Origin of the sequence: Mesorhizobium sp. M0659 (assembly GCF_040320605.1) — a bacterium.
Classification (GTDB): Bacteria; Pseudomonadota; Alphaproteobacteria; order Rhizobiales; family Rhizobiaceae; genus Mesorhizobium.
On the sequence record NZ_JAMYPY010000002.1, the window covers coordinates 372289 to 391515 of the forward strand.

Annotated in this window: 20 protein-coding genes; 7 read left to right on the forward strand and 13 right to left on the reverse strand. The window is 64.2% G+C overall.

What is annotated here, in order from left to right; all coding sequences use genetic code 11:
• Positions 1–5: 5 nt before the first annotated feature.
• The gene (locus NKI31_RS04925; RefSeq protein WP_352650654.1) at positions 6–1541 is read right to left on the reverse strand and encodes an MFS transporter; all 1536 of its coding nucleotides are present in this window, start codon (positions 1539–1541) and stop codon (positions 6–8) included.
• A 146-nt stretch (positions 1542–1687) separates the two neighbouring features.
• Here NKI31_RS04925 and NKI31_RS04930 point away from each other — a divergent pair, with 146 nt between their 5' ends.
• A complete protein-coding gene (locus tag NKI31_RS04930) occupies positions 1688–2584 on the forward strand; it encodes a LysR family transcriptional regulator (RefSeq protein ID WP_023695836.1) in 897 nt (298 codons plus the stop codon).
• 56 nt (positions 2585–2640) lie between these two features.
• Here the strand turns inward: NKI31_RS04930 and NKI31_RS04935 are convergent, their stop codons facing one another.
• The 5 genes from NKI31_RS04935 to NKI31_RS04955 form a co-directional block, all read right to left on the reverse strand.
• On the reverse strand, positions 2641–3393 hold the full coding sequence (locus NKI31_RS04935; protein ID WP_023669968.1) for an SDR family NAD(P)-dependent oxidoreductase: 753 nt from the start codon (positions 3391–3393) through the stop codon (positions 2641–2643).
• Between the two features lie 45 nt (positions 3394–3438).
• A complete protein-coding gene (locus NKI31_RS04940) occupies positions 3439–4527 on the reverse strand; it encodes an AbrB family transcriptional regulator (RefSeq protein ID WP_023751272.1) in 1089 nt (362 codons plus the stop codon).
• Between the two features lie 80 nt (positions 4528–4607).
• The gene (locus NKI31_RS04945) at positions 4608–4916 is read right to left on the reverse strand and encodes a putative quinol monooxygenase (protein ID WP_023686181.1); all 309 of its coding nucleotides are present in this window, start codon (positions 4914–4916) and stop codon (positions 4608–4610) included.
• Positions 4917–4994: 78 nt separating this feature from the next.
• Complete coding sequence (locus NKI31_RS04950; RefSeq protein ID WP_023686180.1) at positions 4995–5774, reverse strand: SDR family NAD(P)-dependent oxidoreductase; 780 nt, start codon at positions 5772–5774, stop codon at positions 4995–4997.
• A 73-nt stretch (positions 5775–5847) separates the two neighbouring features.
• On the reverse strand, positions 5848–6276 hold the full coding sequence (locus NKI31_RS04955; RefSeq protein ID WP_023686179.1) for a DsrE family protein: 429 nt from the start codon (positions 6274–6276) through the stop codon (positions 5848–5850).
• 100 nt (positions 6277–6376) lie between these two features.
• Between NKI31_RS04955 and NKI31_RS04960 the strand changes: the two genes are divergently transcribed.
• From NKI31_RS04960 to NKI31_RS04970, 3 genes are all read left to right on the forward strand, one after another.
• Positions 6377–7468 (forward strand): hypothetical protein, encoded by a 1092-nt coding sequence (locus NKI31_RS04960; RefSeq protein WP_352650658.1) that lies wholly within the window; start codon positions 6377–6379, stop codon positions 7466–7468.
• 65 nt (positions 7469–7533) lie between these two features.
• Entirely contained in the window at positions 7534–7779 is a 246-nt protein-coding gene (locus NKI31_RS04965; RefSeq protein WP_023724992.1) for an antitoxin, read from the forward strand.
• Entirely contained in the window at positions 7776–8162 is a 387-nt protein-coding gene (locus tag NKI31_RS04970) for a type II toxin-antitoxin system VapC family toxin (protein ID WP_023724991.1), read from the forward strand. The genes NKI31_RS04965 and NKI31_RS04970 overlap by 4 nt, the downstream gene beginning before the upstream one ends.
• A 6-nt stretch (positions 8163–8168) precedes the next feature.
• Here the strand turns inward: NKI31_RS04970 and NKI31_RS04975 are convergent, their stop codons facing one another.
• Both NKI31_RS04975 and NKI31_RS04980 read right to left on the reverse strand, forming a co-directional pair.
• Positions 8169–9116: a cation diffusion facilitator family transporter gene (locus NKI31_RS04975; RefSeq protein ID WP_023683651.1), complete on the reverse strand. Its 948-nt coding sequence runs from the start codon at positions 9114–9116 to the stop codon at positions 8169–8171.
• Positions 9117–9121: 5 nt separating this feature from the next.
• Positions 9122–11311: an anthranilate synthase gene (locus NKI31_RS04980; RefSeq protein ID WP_352650660.1), complete on the reverse strand. Its 2190-nt coding sequence runs from the start codon at positions 11309–11311 to the stop codon at positions 9122–9124.
• 321 nt (positions 11312–11632) lie between these two features.
• Between NKI31_RS04980 and NKI31_RS04985 the strand changes: the two genes are divergently transcribed.
• Positions 11633–12403 (forward strand): isocitrate lyase/PEP mutase family protein, encoded by a 771-nt coding sequence (locus NKI31_RS04985; RefSeq protein ID WP_352650662.1) that lies wholly within the window; start codon positions 11633–11635, stop codon positions 12401–12403.
• Between the two features lies 1 nt (position 12404).
• Here the strand turns inward: NKI31_RS04985 and NKI31_RS04990 are convergent, their stop codons facing one another.
• The 4 genes from NKI31_RS04990 to NKI31_RS05005 all read right to left on the reverse strand — a co-directional run bounded on the left by NKI31_RS04990 (position 12405) and on the right by NKI31_RS05005 (position 16695).
• Positions 12405–13460: a succinylglutamate desuccinylase/aspartoacylase family protein gene (locus tag NKI31_RS04990; protein WP_352594743.1), complete on the reverse strand. Its 1056-nt coding sequence runs from the start codon at positions 13458–13460 to the stop codon at positions 12405–12407.
• Positions 13461–13551: 91 nt separating this feature from the next.
• Positions 13552–14730 (reverse strand): MFS transporter, encoded by a 1179-nt coding sequence (locus NKI31_RS04995; protein ID WP_023831445.1) that lies wholly within the window; start codon positions 14728–14730, stop codon positions 13552–13554.
• 115 nt (positions 14731–14845) lie between these two features.
• Complete coding sequence (locus tag NKI31_RS05000; protein WP_352650665.1) at positions 14846–16237, reverse strand: FAD-containing oxidoreductase; 1392 nt, start codon at positions 16235–16237, stop codon at positions 14846–14848.
• Positions 16234–16695 (reverse strand): DUF4126 domain-containing protein, encoded by a 462-nt coding sequence (locus NKI31_RS05005; RefSeq protein ID WP_352650667.1) that lies wholly within the window; start codon positions 16693–16695, stop codon positions 16234–16236. The genes NKI31_RS05000 and NKI31_RS05005 overlap by 4 nt, the downstream gene beginning before the upstream one ends.
• A gap of 154 nt (positions 16696–16849) precedes the next feature.
• On the opposite strand from NKI31_RS05005, the gene NKI31_RS05010 reads away from it, so the two are divergent.
• A complete protein-coding gene (locus NKI31_RS05010; RefSeq protein ID WP_352650669.1) occupies positions 16850–17407 on the forward strand; it encodes a sugar O-acetyltransferase in 558 nt (185 codons plus the stop codon).
• 14 nt (positions 17408–17421) lie between these two features.
• Here the strand turns inward: NKI31_RS05010 and NKI31_RS05015 are convergent, their stop codons facing one another.
• Positions 17422–18417: a helix-turn-helix domain-containing protein gene (locus NKI31_RS05015; RefSeq protein WP_352650671.1), complete on the reverse strand. Its 996-nt coding sequence runs from the start codon at positions 18415–18417 to the stop codon at positions 17422–17424.
• A gap of 128 nt (positions 18418–18545) precedes the next feature.
• Here NKI31_RS05015 and NKI31_RS05020 point away from each other — a divergent pair, with 128 nt between their 5' ends.
• Positions 18546–19181, forward strand: coding sequence for a cysteine hydrolase family protein (locus NKI31_RS05020; RefSeq protein WP_023683661.1), 636 nt, complete (start codon positions 18546–18548; stop codon positions 19179–19181).
• Positions 19182–19227: the final 46 nt, after the last annotated feature.

Below are 19227 nucleotides of genomic sequence, written 5' to 3' on the forward strand. Positions count from 1 at the left end.
CTCAGCTACCCTTCCTGGCAAACCGGCAGAGCAATGGGCTCGTGTTCCACCGCCGAGCCACGGCGCAAGCCGAGGAAGACGACAACGGCGGTGACGATGGTGATTGCCGCCAGCACGATCAGCAGCCTGTCGAACGCGGTCTCATAGGCCTGGACCAGGACCGTGGCTCCGGCACCCGCCAAGCGGGCTGCCGCTTCGCCGATGTTGCCGGTCACCAGCAGCTGCGCGGCGGCGGTTGCATCCAGGGAAGACGCCGTTCCCTGAGCCGCCAGTTGGGCTGCCGTGAAACCCGACAGGACTGCCATGACGATCGCCAGCGCCACGCCTTCGCAAGCGACGCGGGTGGTGTTGAAGATGCCGACCGCCATGCCGGCACGCTCTTTCGGCACGACGCCGACGGCAAGTCCGTCCATCAGCCCCCAGGGCAAGGCGATGCCGACGCCGATGAGGATCAGCGGCGCCACCAGCGCTGCGACGACAGGCGGTGTCAGGCTCAGCCAGACAAGGCCGCCGGCGGCCACAAGCAGGCCGACACCGCAGATCGTTGCCGGAGCGATCCAGCGCGCTACCTGGCCGGCGAGCAGTGGCAGGATCAACAGCGGTCCCGACAGGCAGATCATCAACTGCCCCGCCTTGATCTCGCTCATCCCCTCGATGCCGATGAAGCGGATAGGCAACAGCACCAGCAGGACGACGAAGCCATAGGCGGGAGCGGCCGCCAGGAACTGGACGCCGACGAAGCGGGGAAAGCGGAACAGCGAGAGATCGAGCATCGGCCGGCGCACGCGCCGCTCGACGACGACGAAAGCGGCAAAGCAAAGGGCGGCCGCCACGAGAAGCCCGATCACCAGGGGATCGGTCCAGCCGCTCTGCGGCGCTTGCAGCACGCCGTAGGTCAGCGATGCCAGCGCGATCGTAAAGGTGCCGGCTCCCGCCCAGTCGAGGCCGGTCGCATCCGGATCGCGCGATTCCCTGATGGTGCGCAGGCCGAGCAAAGCGGCTGCAATCGCGAGCACTGCCACCAAGACGAAGATCGATCGCCAGCCGAAAGCATCTATGAGCAGGCCCGACGCGATCGGCCCAAAAGCGAGGCCGATGCCGAAACTGGTGCCGAGGAAGGAGAAGGCGCGCAGCCGCAATGGCCCATCGAATTCCTGGGCAAGAGCGGAGGCGCCGCCGGCAAAGGCGGCGGCACTGCCGAGCCCTTGCGCAGCCCTGAGCACATCGAACCAGACGATATCAGGGGCAAACATCGATCCCAGCGATGCCAGCACATAGGTGGCGAGGCCAACAAGGAAGAGCCGCTTGCGGCCATGATTGTCGGCCAGCGCGCCTGATGTCATCAAGGTGGCGGCGAAGGTCAGCATGAAGGCGTTGGTCACCCAGTTGAGCGCGATCGGGCTGCCGCCGAGGTCGGCCGCAATGCGGGAAAGCGCGACGGCCGGGCCGGTGAAGGTCAAGGGCATTGTCATGGCGGCAAGGCATACCGACAACAGGACAAGCCATGGCGCGACCGCGCCGTTTGTGGTCTTCGAGGTCATGGATTTCCTATCTGAACCAGGATCCGCCGGCCTGCCGCAAGCTTGCTGCGCCGGTCGTAACGGGAAGATAGGCTCGCGACACTTCGAGAAAAATAGTGTTAAATCTCCAGATATACCGGACTGAAACGCTCGAATGGAGAGATGCGATGGAACGCCTCAATGGGCTCCTGGCCTTTGCCCGCACGGCTGAGTTCGGCAGCTTCATCGCTGCGGGCCGCACGCTCGGCATCTCGGCATCGGCCGTCGGCAAGAGCGTCGCCAGACTCGAGCAGGATCTCGGCGTAAGGTTGCTTCAGCGCAGCACGCGCCGCATCGGCCTGACCGAAGAGGGCAAGCTGTTCAACGAGCGGGTGCGGCGCATCCTCGACGACATCGACGATGCCGAGGCGATGCTGTCGCGGAGCCGCGAAACACCGCATGGGCGGCTGCGCGTTTCGACGCCGATCGTGACCTATCATTTGCTGTTCCCGGTGCTGTCCGAGTTCATGGCGCGCTATCCCGAAATCGAACTCGACATCGACTTTAACGACCGCATCGTCGACCTCATCGACGAAGGCGTCGACATCGCGATCCGCAGCGGCGACCTGCCGGATTCGCGCCTGGTGGCGCGGCCGCTTGCACCCTTCCGGCTGCTGTTGTGTGCGGCACCCTCCTATATCGAGCAGCACGGCAACCCGAGCCGCCCGGACGATCTCGTGAACCATTACGGCATCCGCTTCCGCTTTCCCAACAGCGGCAAGCTGCAAGGCTGGCCGTTCATCGGCGGCAGCGCCGAGCCGCAGGTCCGCTCGATGCTGACCTGCAACAACACGGAGGCGCTGAAGGGCGCCACGATGGCCGGGCTCGGCATCAGCTCGATGCCCGATTTCCTGGTCCGCGAGGCGCTGCGTGACGGCCAGCTACGCACGGTGCTGGACGACCATGTCGACGGCCGCGGCCAGTTCCGGTTGTTGTGGCCGTCCAATCGTCATTTGTCGCCGAAGGTTCGCGCCTTCGTCGATTTCCTTCCCGACCGGCTTGCCGCGACGCTGAGCGGCTCTTGAATTAGTCCTTCGCGGCCGACGGCGATAACGAAGACAGCGAGGAATAGCTCTGCTTCTCAGTAGGTGGCGCGGCCGCCGGACAGGTCGAAGGTCGCGCCGGTGGTGAAGGAATTTTCGTCCGATAGCATGAAGGCGATCATCGCAGCCGCCTCTTCGACTTCGACGAACCGGCCTCGCGGCACCTTGCCCAGCATGTAGGCGACCTGGGCCTCAGTGAGCTGTTCGAGGATGCGGGTGCGGGCGGGCGATGGGGTCAGCGCGTTGACGGCGATGTCGTGGCCGGCCAGTTCCTTACCGAGCGATTTTGTCAGCGCGAGCACGCCGGCCTTGGCGGCGGAATAGGCGGCGGCATTCGGATTGCCTTCCTTGCCTGCGACCGAGGCGATGTTGACGATGCGGCCGTAGCTGCGCGCGATCATGCCGGGCACCAGGCGCTTGCAGCAGTAGAAGACGCCGTTGAGGTCGATGTCGATTATCTGGCGCCAGGCGGCAGGATCATAATCCGCCACCGTCGCTGCCGGTCCGGCGATGCCGGCATTGTTTACCAGCAGATCGACCGGACCAAGCGAGCGCTCGGTTTCGGTCGCGGCGCTGTCGACGGCCTCCATCAGCGATTGATCGCACAGCAAACCCTCGACCCGGCCGAGCGGGGCGAGTTCGGAAACGGCCTTCGCCATGGCGGTCTCGTCCACATCCCAGATGGCGACGCTGGCGCCCGATGACAGCAGTCGCCGGGCGACAGCAAGGCCGATGCCTTGCGCGCCGCCGGTCACCACGGCGACCCGGCCTGAGAGATCGACGGCATTCACACGACGTTTCATGGGCACTTTTCCTCTTCCCTGGATATTTGAATCTCAGTCCCTGACGGCTCTCGCCATCAGCCGCGCTATGCTCGGCCCGGCGATGAGCACGACCAGGAAGCGGGCCGACTGCAAGGCCATGACGAAGGATATGTCGACGTTCTGGGCGGCGGCGGCAATGATGGCGACGCTGTCCATGCCGCCGGGGCTGGTCGCGAGATAGGCGGTCAGCGGATCGATACCAAGGACGTGGCTGATCAGCCAGGCTAGCCCGCCGCAAAAGGCGATCAGCACGACGATAGAGCCGACGATCTGCGGCAGCGCCCGTGTCGCATGACGCAGGATCGCCCGGGTAAAATTCAGCCCTATCGACCAGCCGACCATCGCATAGGAGAGCGCCAGCAGCCATGGCGGCAATTGCATCGCCACGCCGAAGCCGAGATGGACGATGGTGCCGATGATGAAGGTGCCGAGGAAGAAGGGTGACGGCAGCCGGCACAACCGGCCGAGCAGGCCGCCGACCAGCGCCACGCCGAGCGTGGCGGCAAAGGCTGCCGGTTCGATCGGCGGGAACCAGACGATGGCTGGTACCTCGATGCCCGAAGTGTCGACCCACATCTTGGCGACGAGTGCTGCCGTCATCGAGACGAAGATGACGCGCAGATACTGCATGAAGGCGACGAGGCGCTGATCGGCGCCGAAGGCACCGGCCATCAGCACCATGGCAGTGGCAGCACCCGGCGACGAGCCCCAGACCGCGGTGGTGCCGGGCAGGATGCGCCAGCGGCTGATCAACCAGCCAAGCAGGCTGGACGCCGCAAGGGTCGCCAGCACCACGACAAGGACCAGCGGCCATTCCTTGTAGAACACCGAAAAAATGTCGGTGGAGATCGACGCCGCGACCAGACAGCCGACCAAGGCCTGGGCGGCGGCGAACAGCGGCCGCGGCACGCGCACCGTGGCGCCATTGGTGCCGGCAAGGATCGCCGCCAGCATCGGGCCGATCAGCAGCGCCGCCGGCAGTGCGGCGTATTCCAGCGCGCCGGCGAACAGCAGCGAGACGATCAGCAGCACCACCCACTGCCGAACCGGACGCATGCGCGCCATGCGTTCGACGGCCGGTTGGTCTGGCGAAGAGTCCATGTTTGGGTCTTAGACCTGGAAGAGAAAAATGCGAACGCTGTCTCGGACGAAATTCACGACCCCGACCCCGCGTTGGGATGTCACTCGTTCTTGATGGCGGGCAGGCCGAAACCGCCGGCCGGATGGGTCTCGACCTGGAATTCGAAGCCGGCGATGATCGGCCGGGCCTTGGCGATCGCTGCCTGGACCTCCGGCAGCTGCAGCGAAGCCTTGTGGCTTGCGGCGTCGGTCCACACTTCGGTCACCCAGATCGCGTCGGCATCGGCCGGGTCGCGGGCGATGACATAACTCAGGCAACCCGGCATGGCGCCGGTCGAGGCGAGCAGCACATCCATGATCGCGTCGCGCTGGCCGCGCGACGCCCGCATCTTTCCGATCAATCCGTACATTGCCTCTCCCCTTCTTCCAACCTCAGCAAACGTGCGCACGACATGCATGGTTGCGAGACGCAGTATGCAATTGCCGGCTCACGGCATCAACTGGCCACCGTTCACCTCGATCACCTGGCCGGTGATGTAACCACTCAGGAGATCGGAGGACAGGAAGAGATAGGCGCCGACGCAGTCTTCGGCCGTGCCGGCACGCCCTTGAGGAATGGTGGCGACCATGCCCTTCATCTGCTCGTCGGTGGAATAGCGCTCATGGAAGGGTGTCGCGATGGTGCCCGGCGCCACCGCGTTGACGCGGATGCCGAAGCCGATCAGTTCCTTGGCCATGCCGCGCGTCACATTGGAGACAAAGGCCTTGGCCGAACCGTACAGCCCGGCGCCGCCGCCAGCGCCATTGCGCGCCGCGATCGACGAGGTGTTGACGATGAAGCCGCCCTGCTTCTTCAGCCATGGCATCGCCTTGCGCGAGGCCGTCAGCACCGAGCGGGCGTTGAGGTCCATCACCGCGTCGTAGTGCGCCTCGGTCTGCTCCGCATAAGGTACGCGGCCGAGCATGCCGCCGGCATTGTTGATCAGCCCGTCGAGCCGCCCGAATGTTTCGGCGCTCTCCTCGACTACCCGCTCGACATCGGCTGCCTGTGAGAAGTCGCCCTGTGTCAGGAACACCTCACCGCCGCTGTCGCGGATGTTTTTGGCCAGCGTTTCTGCGGCCTCCCGGCTCGAATTGTAGTGCAGGGCGACCCGGCATTTCTGGGCGGCGTAGGCCAGTGCAAGGGCGGCACCGATGCCGGTCGAAGCGCCGGTGACCAGCACCGCCTTGCCGGCAAGATCGGGGATGACGAGGGTGGTCGCGGTCATGAGCACTTTCCTTCGGGCTGTTTGGCCACCCTTCGTAGGCTCTCATGGCCTTCACGTTCAAGCCCGTGGCGGCTCAGGGCCGGAGATAGGCGTAGCCCTGGCGCTGCAGTTCGGCGAGCTTGACGACGCCGCCCTTGTCGGCGGCGTGGAAGCCCTCGAGCAGGTCGGCAAGCGTGATCTCCATGCCTTGCATGGTGTTGCCGCAGGCATGCGGCTCAAGGCCCTGCTGGACAAGGCCGGCAAAGCGTCCCGAGATCGCCGCCGATATGCCTTTCGACTTGAAGCCGGCGAGGGCTGGACCATGCACGACCAACACGATGTCGACATTGCCGCCGGTGCCTTCATAGTGGTTCTTGATGTTGCCGAGCACGAAGTTGACCTTATCGAGGTCGCTGAGGTGATAGGCGACCTTCGGTCTGTCTTCAGCGGCGGCGGCCCGGCTCAGCCCGAACAGGCCGGCGGCACCGGCAAGGCTGGCCCGGAACATGTCGCGTCGACGCATGGCATCCTCTCGGCTTGGCGCTCCCCGCAAATTGCGTGGCTGCGGCCATGATACTAGCATAAATTCACGTTACGTCCTGTCGATGCGAGGAGTGGGTCACATGGCGTTCAGGAAGTGGAAGGTTGTTGCCAGCGCCGGATTTGGCGCCATGCTGCTCGGCCCACTTGCGGGTTCGGCCGTGGCCGACGATGCGCTTAAATTGCCCCAACTCAGTGCGAGTGGCGCCGATGCATGTTTCGGCCGTGTCTATGACGCAGCCCATCTCAAGGCGCATCCGAAGCAGAAGGTGGCGCGGATTTTCTTCCTCTATGGCCATGATCCGGTGAGCCATCCGAACGAGGAGCCGACGGCGAATACGGACACCTCCTACAATGGCTTTCTCACCACCACGGTGCGTGGCGCCAAGACGCCGCAATGGGCCGGCGGCTGGTGCAATCACGAGTCGGAGGACGGCAAGTCGGGCCCGATCCGCTGCGGCATGGACTGCGACCGCACCATGGCTTCGCTGAAACTCGATGACAAAGGCCGCCTGATCCTCACCGATGTTTCGTCCGATCTCTATCTCGACGCCGGATCGGAAGACGAACTGGGCGAGGCTGAATATGATCGGCAGGCGCTGGGCTCGGAGGACGACAATTTCCGCCTCGACCCGATGCCGTCGGCAACCTGCAAGGCCGAATTCGCCAAGATCGATCCGATCGATCCGGCGCTGAGTGCGCCGTTGCGCGAGCGGCTGAAGCCGGACCAGCCTTTCTGCTTCGGACGCAATTACGATGCCGCGCACCTGAGCTCTCATCCCGACCAGCTGACGCAGTCGATCCGGGTCTTCCGCGGACCGGTCGAGCTTGCCTCCTTCGCCTCAGGCGGCGATGTCACAAATTGGCCCGACGGCGCAGACATCGCGGTTTCGGTGACCACCAGGAAGAACGGGACGAAGGTCACGCAGACCTATTCCTGCCAGGGCGAAGCGGATCAATGGCGCTGCGCGGCCAGTTCGAGGATGAGCAATTTTTCCTGCGATATCGCGCAAAAGGAAATCTTCCTCAAGCGCGGCGCCAACGGCACCCTGATGCTGGCCAACCCCAATAGCAGCCTGGCGATTGTCGATCTGTGCTCGGCGGATGGCAAGACCAAGTCCGATGACAAGGTCTACCGGTTGGAGGCTATGCCACAGTCGGCCTGCACTCGTTGAGTTCGATCTTGTCTATGACGCTACCATGGTATATATCTTTGCTATATCTCATTTGAGGATAGCACATGGACAAGGCAAAGGTGTTCTGGTCAGGCCGGTCACAAGCTGTGCGCTTGCCTAAGGAGTTTCGGTTCGAGGCAGACGAGGTTTCGATCCGTCGTCATGGGCAAACTGTCATCTTGGAGCCGCTTGCGCAGGATTGGGCATGGCTCGACCAGGTCATCGGACCTGTTGACGACGATTTCGTCCAGGGAGCGCTGGAGCGTCAGGATGGTCAGGATCGACCTGCTTTGGATGACCTCTTTAAGTGACCTACCTGCTCGACACCAATGCCGTCATAGCGATCATCGCGGGCGACGAGGGCCTGCTGGCTTTGCTCAAACGGCATGCACCACAAGACTTTGCTCTCTCGGCGGTCGTTTTGCATGAGCTGTACTACGGCGCTGAAAAGAGCCAGCGAAAGGTCCAAAATCTGGCGCGCATCGAAGCTTTGCAGTTCCCGGTACTCGAATTCGACCGAGACGACGCGAGACATGCCGGTGAGATTCGTGCTGGGCTTGCGGCACTGGGAACCCCGATTGGTCCCTACGATGCGCTGATTGGCGGGCAGGCACGTGCTCGGGACCTCACACTGATAACCCGCAATATCCGGGAATTCGAGCGGATCAAAGATCTCACTATCGAAACGTGGTAACTCGCCTTACGCGAACGGCACCGCCGTCGTGCCTTTCGGCAGCTTCGCCTCGTCGTCCGGTTCGACATGGATGGTGACGCGCACCGAGGGGATTTCGGCCTTCAGCGCGTCCTCGATGCGGTCGCAGATGACGTGGCTGGCGCCGACCGTCATGTCGGCGTCGACGACCAGATGGAACTCGATGAAGGTGGCGCGGCCGGCGATGCGGGTCTTGAGGTCATGAACCTCTAGCGCGCCCTTGCAATTGGCCGAGATGATGTCGCGAATGTGCATGTGTTCGGTCGTGTCCACTGCGCGGTCCATCAGCCCGTTCATCGAAGAGCCGATGACGTGCCAGCCCTGCCACAGGATATTGAGCGCGACGATGACGGCAAGCGCCGGATCAAGGATCTGCCAACCGGTCAGGATAGCGCCGACGAGGCCGCCGAAGACGCCGACCGAGGTCACGACGTCGGTCATGATGTGCCGGCCGTCGGCGACCAGCGCCGGTGATTTTGCGCTGCGCCCGGCGCGGATCAGCGTCCAGGCCCAGAAGGCGTTGATGACGGTGGCGACACCGTTGATCGCCAGGCCCTCCCAGGGTTGTTCGAGCGGGGTCGGCGTCTGCCAGGAGCGCCAGACCTCGTTGAGGATCAAAAGCGCGGCGAGCACGATCAGCACGCCTTCCAGTACCGCCGAAAAATACTCGGCCTTGTGGTGGCCGAACGGATGGTCCTGGTCGGCCGGCTTGTAGCTGACCAGGACCGCCCAATAGGCGGCGGCCGAGGCTATGACGTTGACGATCGACTCCAGCGCATCCGAATAGAGCGCAACGGAGCCGGTGACGTACCATGCGGCAAGCTTGAGCGCGAGCACCACGCAGGCGATGACAATCGACCAGAAGGCAAGGCTGGCGATCCTTTGCCTGGCCGCTGCTTTCGCTGCGATCGCCGCCATGTTGTCCGTTGCCGCCATCGTTTCTAAGCGGCCTTTTCCTTGGCCTTGCGCGGCAGATGCGCAACGATGTTTTCGATGATGCGCATGCCGGCATTGTGGCCGAGCGTCATAATCGATTCCGGATGGAACTGGACGGCGGCGATCGGCTCCTTGCGGTGTTCGAAGGCCATGATGATGCCATCCTCGGTCTCGGCGGTGACGATGAAATCGTCGGGCAGCCGCACCGGATCGGCAAAGATCGAGTGGTAGCGGCCGACGGTCACTTCCTTGGGCAGGCCGGAGAAGATGATTCCGGGTTTGGAGACGCGGATGCGCGACGGCTTGCCGTGCATCGGCACGTGCAACTGCCTGAGTTCGCCGCCATAGGCCTCGGCCAGCGCCTGCAGGCCAAGGCAGACGCCGAAGATCGGCAGGTCGCGGGCGCGGGCGTTCTTGATGGTCGCGGCGCAGTCGAAATCCTTCGGCGTGCCCGGTCCGGGTGACAGCACGACGAGATCGGGCTTCAGCCGTTCGAAGACTTCTTCCGGCACCGGCGAACGCACGGTCGAGACATTGGCACCGGTCTGGCGGAAATAGTTGGCCAGTGTGTGGACGAAGGAGTCCTCGTGGTCGACGAGCAGGATGTTGACGCCGTCGCCGACGCGCGCGGTGGTGCGTTCGGCGCCTGCGGCATTGCCCAATTTGGCGTCGCGAATGGCGGAGAGCATGGCGGATGCCTTCAGTTCGGTTTCGGCTTCTTCTTCCTCGGGGATGCTGTCGAAGAGCAACGTGGCGCCGGCTCGCACCTCGGCGATGCTGTCCTTGATGCGGATGGTGCGGAGCGTCAGGCCGGTGTTCATGTCGCCGTTGAAATTGACCATGCCGATGGCGCCGCCATACCAGGCTCGCGGGCTCTTTTCGTTCTGCTCGATGAAGCGCATGGCCCACAGTTTCGGCGCGCCGGTGACGGTGACCGCCCAGGCATGCGACAGGAAGGCGTCGAAGGCATCCATGCCTTCGCGCAGGCGCCCTTCGATGTGATCGACGGTGTGGATCAGGCGCGAATACATTTCGATCTGGCGGCGGCCGATGACGCGCACCGAGCCCGGATCGCAGACCCTGGACTTGTCGTTGCGGTCGACGTCCGAGCACATTGTCAGCTCGGATTCATCCTTCTTGGAGTTGAGCAGCTTCAGGATCTGCTCGCTATCGGAAATGGCGTCGTCGCCGCGCTTGATGGTGCCGGATATCGGGCAGGTCTCGACGCGGCGGCCATTGACGCGCACGAACATTTCGGGCGAGGCGCCGATCAGATACTCGTTTTCGCCGAGATTGATGAAGAAGGAATAGGGCGACGGGTTGATCGACTTCAGCTTGCGCGAGATTTCGGAAGGCTGCGTCTCGCAGCGTTCGTAGAACATCTGCCCGGGCACGACCTCGAACAGGTCGCCGCGCTTGAAACTGTCCATCGCCTTGCGCACCAGATTGGCATATTCGCCCGGCTCATGGTCGCCGCGCGGCGGGATGCGGTCGGCGGTCTTGAACGGTTCGGCAATTTCGTCGCGCGGCAGCCCCTCGGTTGAAAAACCGTCGCCGGAATAATCGTAGCGGTCGGTCCAGGCCTTGGTCGAATAATGGTCGACGACCAGGATCTCGTCAGGCAGGAACAGCACGAGATCGCGCTGGCTCTGTTTGCGCTCAAGCTTGTAGTCGACTGGATCGAACTGGAAGGCGAGGTCGTAACCGAAGGCGCCGTAAAGGCCGAGATTGGCGTCTTCGTCGGTCTTGAACAGAGCGGTGATGGCGCGCAGCACAGTAAACACAGAGGGGACGCGGCTGCGCTCTTCCTCGGTGAAGACGCGGCCGGGCTTGGCGACATCGAGGCGGATCAGCTTTTTCGAGGTTTCAGCAATCGTCACCTCGGCAACGCCGGCCAGCGTCTTGCCGATCACCGGCAGCAGCACTTCGCCACGGCCATTCAGCGCCTCGATGCGCATGGCGCGGCCACGCGCGGAAATCACCAGCGGCGGATCGATGATGGCCGTATCCCAGCGTGTGTAGCGGCCCGGATATTCGTAATTCGAGGAAAACACCGCACCACGGCGCGAGTTCAAGCCATCGACATAGGCATCGATCGCACCGGCGTAAGGCTTGTCGTGGCGTTCGCGGGTGATGGTGACACCACCTGCGGTCACGAAGCTTTCCGCGCCGTTTTCCAGAGCCTTCATCGTCATTGCCGTCTCCATATGGCTTGTTGGGGCAACGGACCCGGGAATGGCTTTGAAAAAACAAATGGCCGCCCGGACATTCCGTTGCGGCCACCCTCTATTTTCACGCGCACGCGTTCGAACAGGCCGCTGTCAGCGAGCCCACCACCAAATGGTCTTGATCGAGCGCATGTTCATGGGCGAAATCCATAGCGGCGAAAAGCCGGATGCGCAACAGGTTTGAAAGGCCTGTTTGTGGCCGCCGCTTCTGCAGCCCATGGCACATCGCCAAGGCTTGGGGTCCTGCCTAGACTGTTCGTCCAACATCGGAAAGACGGGAAGACAGCAATGACCGAGCAGATCGAGCGCGCACGCACGTTCCATGCCCTTCATGTCAAGGGCAACCCGATCGTTCTCTACAATGCCTGGGATCCGGGCTCGGCCAAGATCGTCGAGAAGGCGGGCGCCAAGGCGATCGCCACCGGAAGCTGGCCGGTCGCGGCTGCTTTTGGTTATGCCGATGGCGAGAAAATTCCGCTGGAGCTGGCGCTGGACAACATCAAGCGCATCGTGGCGGCAGTCGACCTGCCGGTGACCATGGACCTCGAAGGCGGCTACGGCGTCGAGCCGGTGACTGTCGCCCAGACGGTGACACGTGCCCTGCAGGCCGGCGCCATCGGTTTCAATTTCGAGGACCAGATCGTCGGCGGCGCCGGTCTGCACGACATCGCCATACAGGTGAAGCGGATCGAGGCGGCAGCGGCGGCGGTGAAGGCTTCCGGCATTCCCGCCTTTATCAACGCCCGTACCGACATTTTCCTCAAGGCCAAGCCGGATGTGCATGACAGCGTGCTGCTCGACCAGGCCATCGAGCGGGCGCACGCTTATGAAAAGGCAGGAGCGAGCGGCTTCTTTGCGCCGGGGCTCGGCGACGAGGGTCTGATCGAGGCGCTGTGCAAGGCGACGGCATTGCCGGTCAACATCATCGCGCTGGCGCATGTGCCGCCGCGCCAGCGCCTGGCCGAGCTTGGTGTCGCCCGTGTCAGCCACGGCCCGGTGCCGTACCGGCAGATGGCCGAATGGCTCGAGGCCAAGGCGCGGCTGGCGATTTCGGGTTAGCTCAGTCCTCCAGCGTGCCTGACCTCGCGTCGGCGCTCTTCTTGTCGCCGACCAGCTTCAAGAGATCCTCGCCGGCGCGGATGATGCGGCGCGAGCGGCGGGTCAGGATGACGCCGTCCTGCGGTGCCAGCACCTCGGTGCGGCCGCCGGCCTCGCCCGGTGTGTGGACGATGGTGGCGAGGCGCGCGCCCTTCGCGACGCGGTCACCGGGCTTGACGTCGTAGAGGATGGCGCCGGCCCTGGGCGCCGGCATCATGTCGATGTTTTCGAGCGGCGCGACGAGGCCCTTGAACGGGCTGGGCGGGGGAAGGGCGGTGTCGGCGATGACGCCGCGCGCCACCAGCAGCCGGTAGAGGCCTGCGGCATCGGAATTTGCCAGCGTGCCGTCGACATCCAGCATGCCACGGTATTCTACCGTGGTGGCAACGCGGCGGTCGAGCTTCGCCACGTTGGCGGGGACGTTCTGGTAGGGCATGATCGTGGCGCCCTCGAAGGTGCCGTCGGTGTCCTCGCTCCACAACACCACGGCGTCGATACCCATGGCGGCGGCGCAATCGGCCATCGCCGGCCACAGGCTGGCGTGGACGTAGAGATAGGCAAGGCCCTCGTCATCGCAATGCAGGTCGAGCACGATGTCGTGGCCGAGCGACAGCTGCACCAGACGGGTCTTCAATCGCTGGTCGGGGGTGCCAAGCGTGGTGTCGGGCAAAAGCTTGGCGTCCGGTGCTGCGAGCAACGGAAAGCCGCGGTTGAAATTGTTGCGGGTGCCGAGATGAAAGCGGCCCTGGTGCTCGCCGAAATGATATTGCGCGCGGCCGATCGGATTGGCCCAGGGCACGACCGTGATGCTGCCCTTGATGCGGCCTTCGGCTTCGGCCTTGTTCAGCGCCGGCATCAGCGCGTCGATGGCGACGACACCAGGCAGTTCACCGGCGTGGAGTGCTGCCTGGAGATAGGCCGAAGGTGCTGCCTTGTCGGCGCCGGCGAAGCGGAACACCGGGAATTCGTAGGAAACGCCTTCGGTATCGCCGGCGATGCGTTCGATCGATTTCTGCATGGGATGCCTCCAGGATAAGAGGCAGAACACATGCACTTTTGCCGAAGGGCTGTCGATTGGTCCAGTTCGCGCCGCCATGGGCGCAATGGAATTATTCGGCGGCGGCCGGAACCGTCGTTATCGGCGCCGATCCTTCGAGCGCCTGCGAGACAACGGCTACGCTGACCGCCAGCAGGGCCAGCACCGCGCCGACCAGCGGCAAATGAGCATAGGAAACGCCGGCCGACAGAGCCACGCCGCCGATCCAGGCGCCGCTGGCATTGCCGATATTGAATGCGCCCTGGTTGAGCGTGGCGGCGAGGTTCGGCCCTTCCGAAGCCGCTTCGACGACGCGGATCTGCAGCGGCGGCACGACGACGAAGATCAGCAGTCCCCACAAGAAGACGACGCCGATGGCGACGCTGGCGATAGCGCCGAACTGCGTGAAGCCGACAAACAGAACTGCCATCAAAAGCAGCGTGCCGATGACCGTCGGCATCAATTTCCAGTCGGCCAGCCGGCCGCCGATGATGTTGCCTATGGTCATGCCGGCGCCGAACAGTAGCAGGACCCAGGTGACCGCGGAGGTCGACAGGCCGGAGACATCGGTAAGGTAGGGCTTGATGTAGGTGAAGACGGCAAACAGGCTGGCCGAGGCCAGCGAGGCGATCAGCATGGCGAGCCAGACTTGCAGCTTGCCCAGCACGCGCAGTTCACTGCGCAGGCCGCCGCCGCTCGGTTCGGCGACATTGGATGGCACCAGCCAGGCGATGGCCGCAACAGAGATCAGGCCGATGCCAACGACGGCAAAGAAGGTGGAGCGCCAGCCGAAGGCTTCGCCAAGCGCCGTGCCGGCGGGAACGCCGAGAATATTGGAGAGCGTCAATCCCGCGAACATCATCGCCATGGCGCTGGCGCGCTTGTTGCGCGGCACCAGGCTGGCGGCAACGACGGAACCAATGCCGAAAAAGGCGCCATGACCGAACGCGGTGAAGACGCGCGCGGCCATCAGAAGCCAGTAATTGGGCGCGATGGCGCAGAGCAGATTGCCGACGACGAACATCGCCGTCAGCGCGACCAGGACCGGCTTGCGCGGCAAATGCGCGGTGGCCATGGCGACGATGGGTGCGCCGAAGACGACGCCCAGCGCATAGCCGGTGACCAGCAGGCCGGCCGAGGGGATCGACACGCCGAGATCGGCCGCAACCTCCGGCAACAGGCCCATGATGACGAATTCGGTGGTGCCGATGCAGAAGGACGCAATGGCAAGCGCAAGGATCGGCAAAGGCATGGAAAATCCAGACTGAATCGGTTCAATTCAGACTGAACGAGAAGCCTTGCCGCGCGCAATGCACATTGCTGCAACGCACCAATGCAGAAAGCGCTGAGCTTGACGCGGGGCTATGTCAGGCGAGCGGCTTCAGCTCCTGGGCGATGGTTGGCAACAGCTCCGAGACGTTGGGGTGGATATGCACGGCGCGCGCCAGCGTATCGACCGGCGCCTTGGCGTACATCAGGTCGAGCACGCAGTGCACCGCCTCGTCGCCGCCGGGGCCGAGCACGGAGCAGCCGAGGATTTGCCTGGTGTCGGCATCGACCAGGATCTTCATGAAACCTTGCGTCTCGCCCTTTTCGATGGCGCGGCCGACGCGGGTCATTGGCCGCTGGCCGACCAGCGCCTTGCGCCCGGATTTCTTCACCGCCGCCTCGGTCATGCCGCAGCGGCCGAGCGGCGGATCGATGTAGAGCGCATAGGCCTCGATGCGGTCGCTGACCTTGCGCGGATCGTCGTCGAGCAGATTGGCGGCGACGATCTCATAGTCGTTGTAGGAGGTGTGGGTGAAGGCGCCCTTGCCGTTGCAGTCGCCCATTGCCCAGATGCCGGGCACGCTGGTGCGCAGCTGGTCGTCGACGGTGACGAAGCCGCGCAGATCGACCGCGACGCCGGCCTTATCGAGGCCGAGATCGTCGGTGTTGGGGGTGCGGCCGAGTGCCAGAAGCACATGCGAGCCGACCGCCGGCGGCTTGCCGGATGAGAAGGTCACGGCGATCTCCTTGCCCTGTCTGGCAAAGCGGATGTCGTCGGCGCCGACATGGACTTCTATGGCTTCGTTTTCGAGGATCGATAGGACGGCCGCCGACACGTCCTCGTCCTCGCGGCCGGTCAGGCGCGAACTCTTCTCGATGACGGTGACTTCAGAGCCGAAGCGGCGAAACATCTGCGCGAATTCAAGAGAGATGTAGCTGCCGCCGACGACGATAAGATGGCGCGGCAAAACATCGAGATCCATCATCGAGGAGTTGGTGAGGTAGTCGACGTCGTTGACGCCCGGCAGGTCGGGCACCGAGGCGCGGCCGCCGGTGTTGAGGAAGATCTTTTCGGCGGTCAGAAGGTCGCCGCCGACACGCACGGTGTTGGCGGATTCGAAGCGGGCGTGGCCGCGATAAAGCGTGCAGCCCTTCATGCCGGCGATCCACGTCTCCAGATTGCTGCGGGAGTCGTTTGTGACCTTGTCCTTGCGCGCCTTGATCCTCTTGTAGTCCACGCCGACAGGGCCTGAGAACGTCACGCCGTAGTCCGCGGCACGCCGCGCCAGATGCGCGGCATAGGCGCTGGCGACCATGGTCTTGGTCGGCATGCAGCCGGTGTTGACGCAGGTGCCGCCGACCAGCTTGCGCTCGATCAGCGCCACGCTCATGCCGGCTGACGTCAGCCGGCCGGCGAGAGGAGGGCCGGCCTGTCCGGCGCCGATGATGATGGCGTCGTATGTCTTGGCGTCTGAGGCTTGGGCAGTCATACCACCGCCGCCACGATCAGCAGGCCGCCGATGATCGCCACCGCGTCCTCGATGAGGGCGGCAGGCAAATCCTTGCCGAAGGCGGCGGCCAACCGGCCGCGCGCTTCGGCGCCGCCATAGGTGCCGATGACAGCACCGATGGCGCCGGCAATCAGGCCGCCAATGGTGGAACCGGCAGTGGCGCCGATCACCGCGCCGCTGAAGGCGCCAAGCAGGATCCGGGCGCCGAATTGCTGCGGCACCTTGCGGCTCGGCGTCGAGGGCAGCTGGTCGGTGACCAGTTCGACGATGGCGAGGATGGTGAAGATACCGACGGCGGCCCAATGGCCCATAAAACTTGCCCAGGTGCCGGCCACCGGCAGCCAGCCGAAATAGGCGCCCCAGGCGATCGCGCCCGGCGCGGTCATGGCGCGAAGACCGGCAATCACGCCGATCAGAAGTGCAAGCAAATAGAGCATGTCGATCCCCTCGAAAGCAGGCCCGGGACTGGCCTACGAGGGCAAGCTAGCATAGGTCCTGCGTTTGACGAGAGTAGGCGATGGTGCTTCTTCCATCAGTGAGCATTGTACTTTGGTAACCAGTCGAACATGACGAAGGGACGGAGTCGCTGTGATGGCCGGAAGCGAACGCACAAGGATGATTGCAGGCGAATGGTACATCTGCATCGACGACGAACTGGAGGCGCTGCGGGAGATCGCGCGCGATGCGGTGTTCGAGCATAATACGCTACGGCCCCAGCAACGCGGCAATATCGGCCCGGCGCTATTGGCGCTGCTCGGCAGCGCGGGCGCAGGCTCCCGCATCGAGGCGCCGTTCCACTGCGCCTACGGTTTCAACATCCATCTCGGCGACGGCGCCTTCCTCAATGCCGGCTGCACCATCCTCGACACCGCGCCGGTGCGTATCGGCAGGCGGACGCTTCTCGGCCCCAATGTGCAGATCTACTGCGCCGAGCACCACAAGGAGGCCGCGGGCCGTCAGGCGGGACTGGAGATTGCCCGGCCGGTCACCATTGGCAATGACGCCTGGATCGGCGGCAGCGCCATCATCCTCGGCGGCATCAGCATCGGCGATGGCGCCATAGTCGGCGCCGGCGCGGTGGTGACGCGCGACGTGCCTGACAACACCACAGTGGTCGGCAATCCGGCGCGGGTGGTCAAGCGGGGCTGACACTTCGTGGGCGGTCAGCGTGAAGCCGTGCGTGCCATGCGCTCGTCCGGACCGGCTCGCCGCGAGAATTCACGCCGGTATTGGGCCGGTGACGTCTTGAGCCGTGCGGCAAAATGTTGGCGCAGCGAGGTGGCGCTGCCGAAGCCGGCCTCGAAAGCCACCATGTCCATCGATTTCTCGGTCGCCTCCAGCAGCCGTTGCGCCAGTTCGATGCGCTGGCCGGCCAGCCACTCGCCAAAGCTGGTGCCCATCGATTTCTGGAAACGGCGGGTGAACGTGCGCCGGCTCAAGCCGGCGGCCTCGGCGACGCGGTCGAGGTTGTGGGTTTGTCCGAGCGTTGCCCGCACCGTGTCGAGCGCCAGGGTGAAGCGGTCGGTGGCTGGGGTTTTCGCCAGCGGGCGCTCGATGAACTGCGCTTGCCCACCCTGCCGGTGCGGCGACAGCACGATGTGCCTGGCCAGGCGCAGCGCTACCTCTGCGCCATAGCGGGCGCGCACAATGTGCAGGCAGCAATCGAGCCCGGCGGCGACGCCGGCCGAGGTGACGATGTCGCCGTCGTCGACATAGAGCACGTCGGCGTCGACTTCGATGTCCGGGTATAATGTCTGCAGCCGGTCGGTGGAGGCCCAATGTGTCGTCGCACGCCGGCCCGCAAGCAGCCCGGCGGCGGCAATGGCGAAGGTGCCGAGACAGAGGCCGACGATCACCGCACCGCGCCCGTGCGCGTGGGTGAGCGCTGCCAGGAGCGGCGGCGGAAGTGGGGCCTCGAGATCCTTCCAGCTCGGAATGATGACGATGTCGGCATCGTCGAATGCGGAAAGGCCATACGGCACCGCGATGGTCAGCCCGGCATCGGTGTGGATCGCTCCATCGTCGAGTGCGCAGACGCGAAAGTCGAAACGCGGCAGGCCAAGCTTGGTGCGGTCGGTGCCGAACACCACGCACGGCACGGAGAGGTGGAACGGGCTGATGCCGTCAAAGGCGAGAACGGCAATGATCGGATCGGTCATGAGAAGTATCCAGCAAGGAAGGGACAATTGTCCCAATTCTTTCGAATGATGTCAATCGGGACACTTTTGGCAACAGGGCGATCCGGCTAGTTTCGGCCCGTCCCATTCAAGCCTGAGAGGAAAACACCATGTCCGCCAACACCCCGCGCCGCGCGCTCATCGTCATCGATGTCCAGAACGACTATGACGGCGGCAACCTCGCCATCCAGTATCCGCCGTTCCGCGACAGCGTCGTCAATGTCGCGCGCGCCATGGATGCCGCCGCTGCGGCCGGCGTGAAGGTGGTGGTCGTCAAGCAGATGGCGCCCGAGACCTCGCCAGTCTTCGCCAAGGGCAGCCATGGCGGCGAACTGCATCCCGAGATCGCCCGGCGAAGCCGCGACCACTATGTCGAGAAGTCACTGCCTAGCGCCTTTGCCGGCACCGACCTCGAGGCGTGGCTGCGCGCCAATACCATCGATACGATAACGGTGATCGGCTACATGACGCATAATTGCGACCTGTCGACCATCATCCACGCTGCGCATGTCGGCTTTGCGGTCGAGTTCCTGTCCGACGCCACCGGTTCGCTGCCTTACGCCAACAGCGCCGGCTACGCCTCGGCCGAGGAGATCCACCGCGTGGTGTCCATCATCCTGCAGTCGCGCTTTGCGGCCGTGCTCAAGACCGCCGAATGGATCGATTGCCTGAAGACCGGTGCTTTGCCCGAACGCGACACGCCTTATGCGTCCAACCAGCGCGCGCTGGCGCGCAACGCTGCATAGGCAATCTGCGCCCGAAAAGCAAAAGGGCGGCCAGTGGCCGCCCTTC

What these genes read in the sequence shown, in the direction of transcription:
- NKI31_RS04925 (WP_352650654.1), bottom strand. Translation starts at nt 1,541, where the DNA reads ATGACCTCGAAGACCACAAACGGCGCGGTCGCGCCATGGCTTGTCCTG.
- NKI31_RS04930 (WP_023695836.1), top strand. Translation starts at nt 1,688, where the DNA reads ATGGAACGCCTCAATGGGCTCCTGGCCTTTGCCCGCACGGCTGAGTTC.
- NKI31_RS04940 (WP_023751272.1), bottom strand. Translation starts at nt 4,527, where the DNA reads ATGGACTCTTCGCCAGACCAACCGGCCGTCGAACGCATGGCGCGCATG.
- NKI31_RS04945 (WP_023686181.1), bottom strand. Translation starts at nt 4,916, where the DNA reads ATGTACGGATTGATCGGAAAGATGCGGGCGTCGCGCGGCCAGCGCGAC.
- NKI31_RS04950 (WP_023686180.1), bottom strand. Translation starts at nt 5,774, where the DNA reads ATGACCGCGACCACCCTCGTCATCCCCGATCTTGCCGGCAAGGCGGTG.
- NKI31_RS04955 (WP_023686179.1), bottom strand. Translation starts at nt 6,276, where the DNA reads ATGCGTCGACGCGACATGTTCCGGGCCAGCCTTGCCGGTGCCGCCGGC.
- NKI31_RS04960 (WP_352650658.1), top strand. Translation starts at nt 6,377, where the DNA reads ATGGCGTTCAGGAAGTGGAAGGTTGTTGCCAGCGCCGGATTTGGCGCC.
- NKI31_RS04965 (WP_023724992.1), top strand. Translation starts at nt 7,534, where the DNA reads ATGGACAAGGCAAAGGTGTTCTGGTCAGGCCGGTCACAAGCTGTGCGC.
- NKI31_RS04975 (WP_023683651.1), bottom strand. Translation starts at nt 9,116, where the DNA reads ATGGCGGCAACGGACAACATGGCGGCGATCGCAGCGAAAGCAGCGGCC.
- NKI31_RS04980 (WP_352650660.1), bottom strand. Translation starts at nt 11,311, where the DNA reads ATGACGATGAAGGCTCTGGAAAACGGCGCGGAAAGCTTCGTGACCGCA.
- NKI31_RS04985 (WP_352650662.1), top strand. Translation starts at nt 11,633, where the DNA reads ATGACCGAGCAGATCGAGCGCGCACGCACGTTCCATGCCCTTCATGTC.
- NKI31_RS04990 (WP_352594743.1), bottom strand. Translation starts at nt 13,460, where the DNA reads ATGCAGAAATCGATCGAACGCATCGCCGGCGATACCGAAGGCGTTTCC.
- NKI31_RS04995 (WP_023831445.1), bottom strand. Translation starts at nt 14,730, where the DNA reads ATGCCTTTGCCGATCCTTGCGCTTGCCATTGCGTCCTTCTGCATCGGC.
- NKI31_RS05000 (WP_352650665.1), bottom strand. Translation starts at nt 16,237, where the DNA reads ATGACTGCCCAAGCCTCAGACGCCAAGACATACGACGCCATCATCATC.
- NKI31_RS05005 (WP_352650667.1), bottom strand. Translation starts at nt 16,695, where the DNA reads ATGCTCTATTTGCTTGCACTTCTGATCGGCGTGATTGCCGGTCTTCGC.
- NKI31_RS05010 (WP_352650669.1), top strand. Translation starts at nt 16,850, where the DNA reads ATGGCCGGAAGCGAACGCACAAGGATGATTGCAGGCGAATGGTACATC.
- NKI31_RS05015 (WP_352650671.1), bottom strand. Translation starts at nt 18,417, where the DNA reads ATGACCGATCCGATCATTGCCGTTCTCGCCTTTGACGGCATCAGCCCG.
- NKI31_RS05020 (WP_023683661.1), top strand. Translation starts at nt 18,546, where the DNA reads ATGTCCGCCAACACCCCGCGCCGCGCGCTCATCGTCATCGATGTCCAG.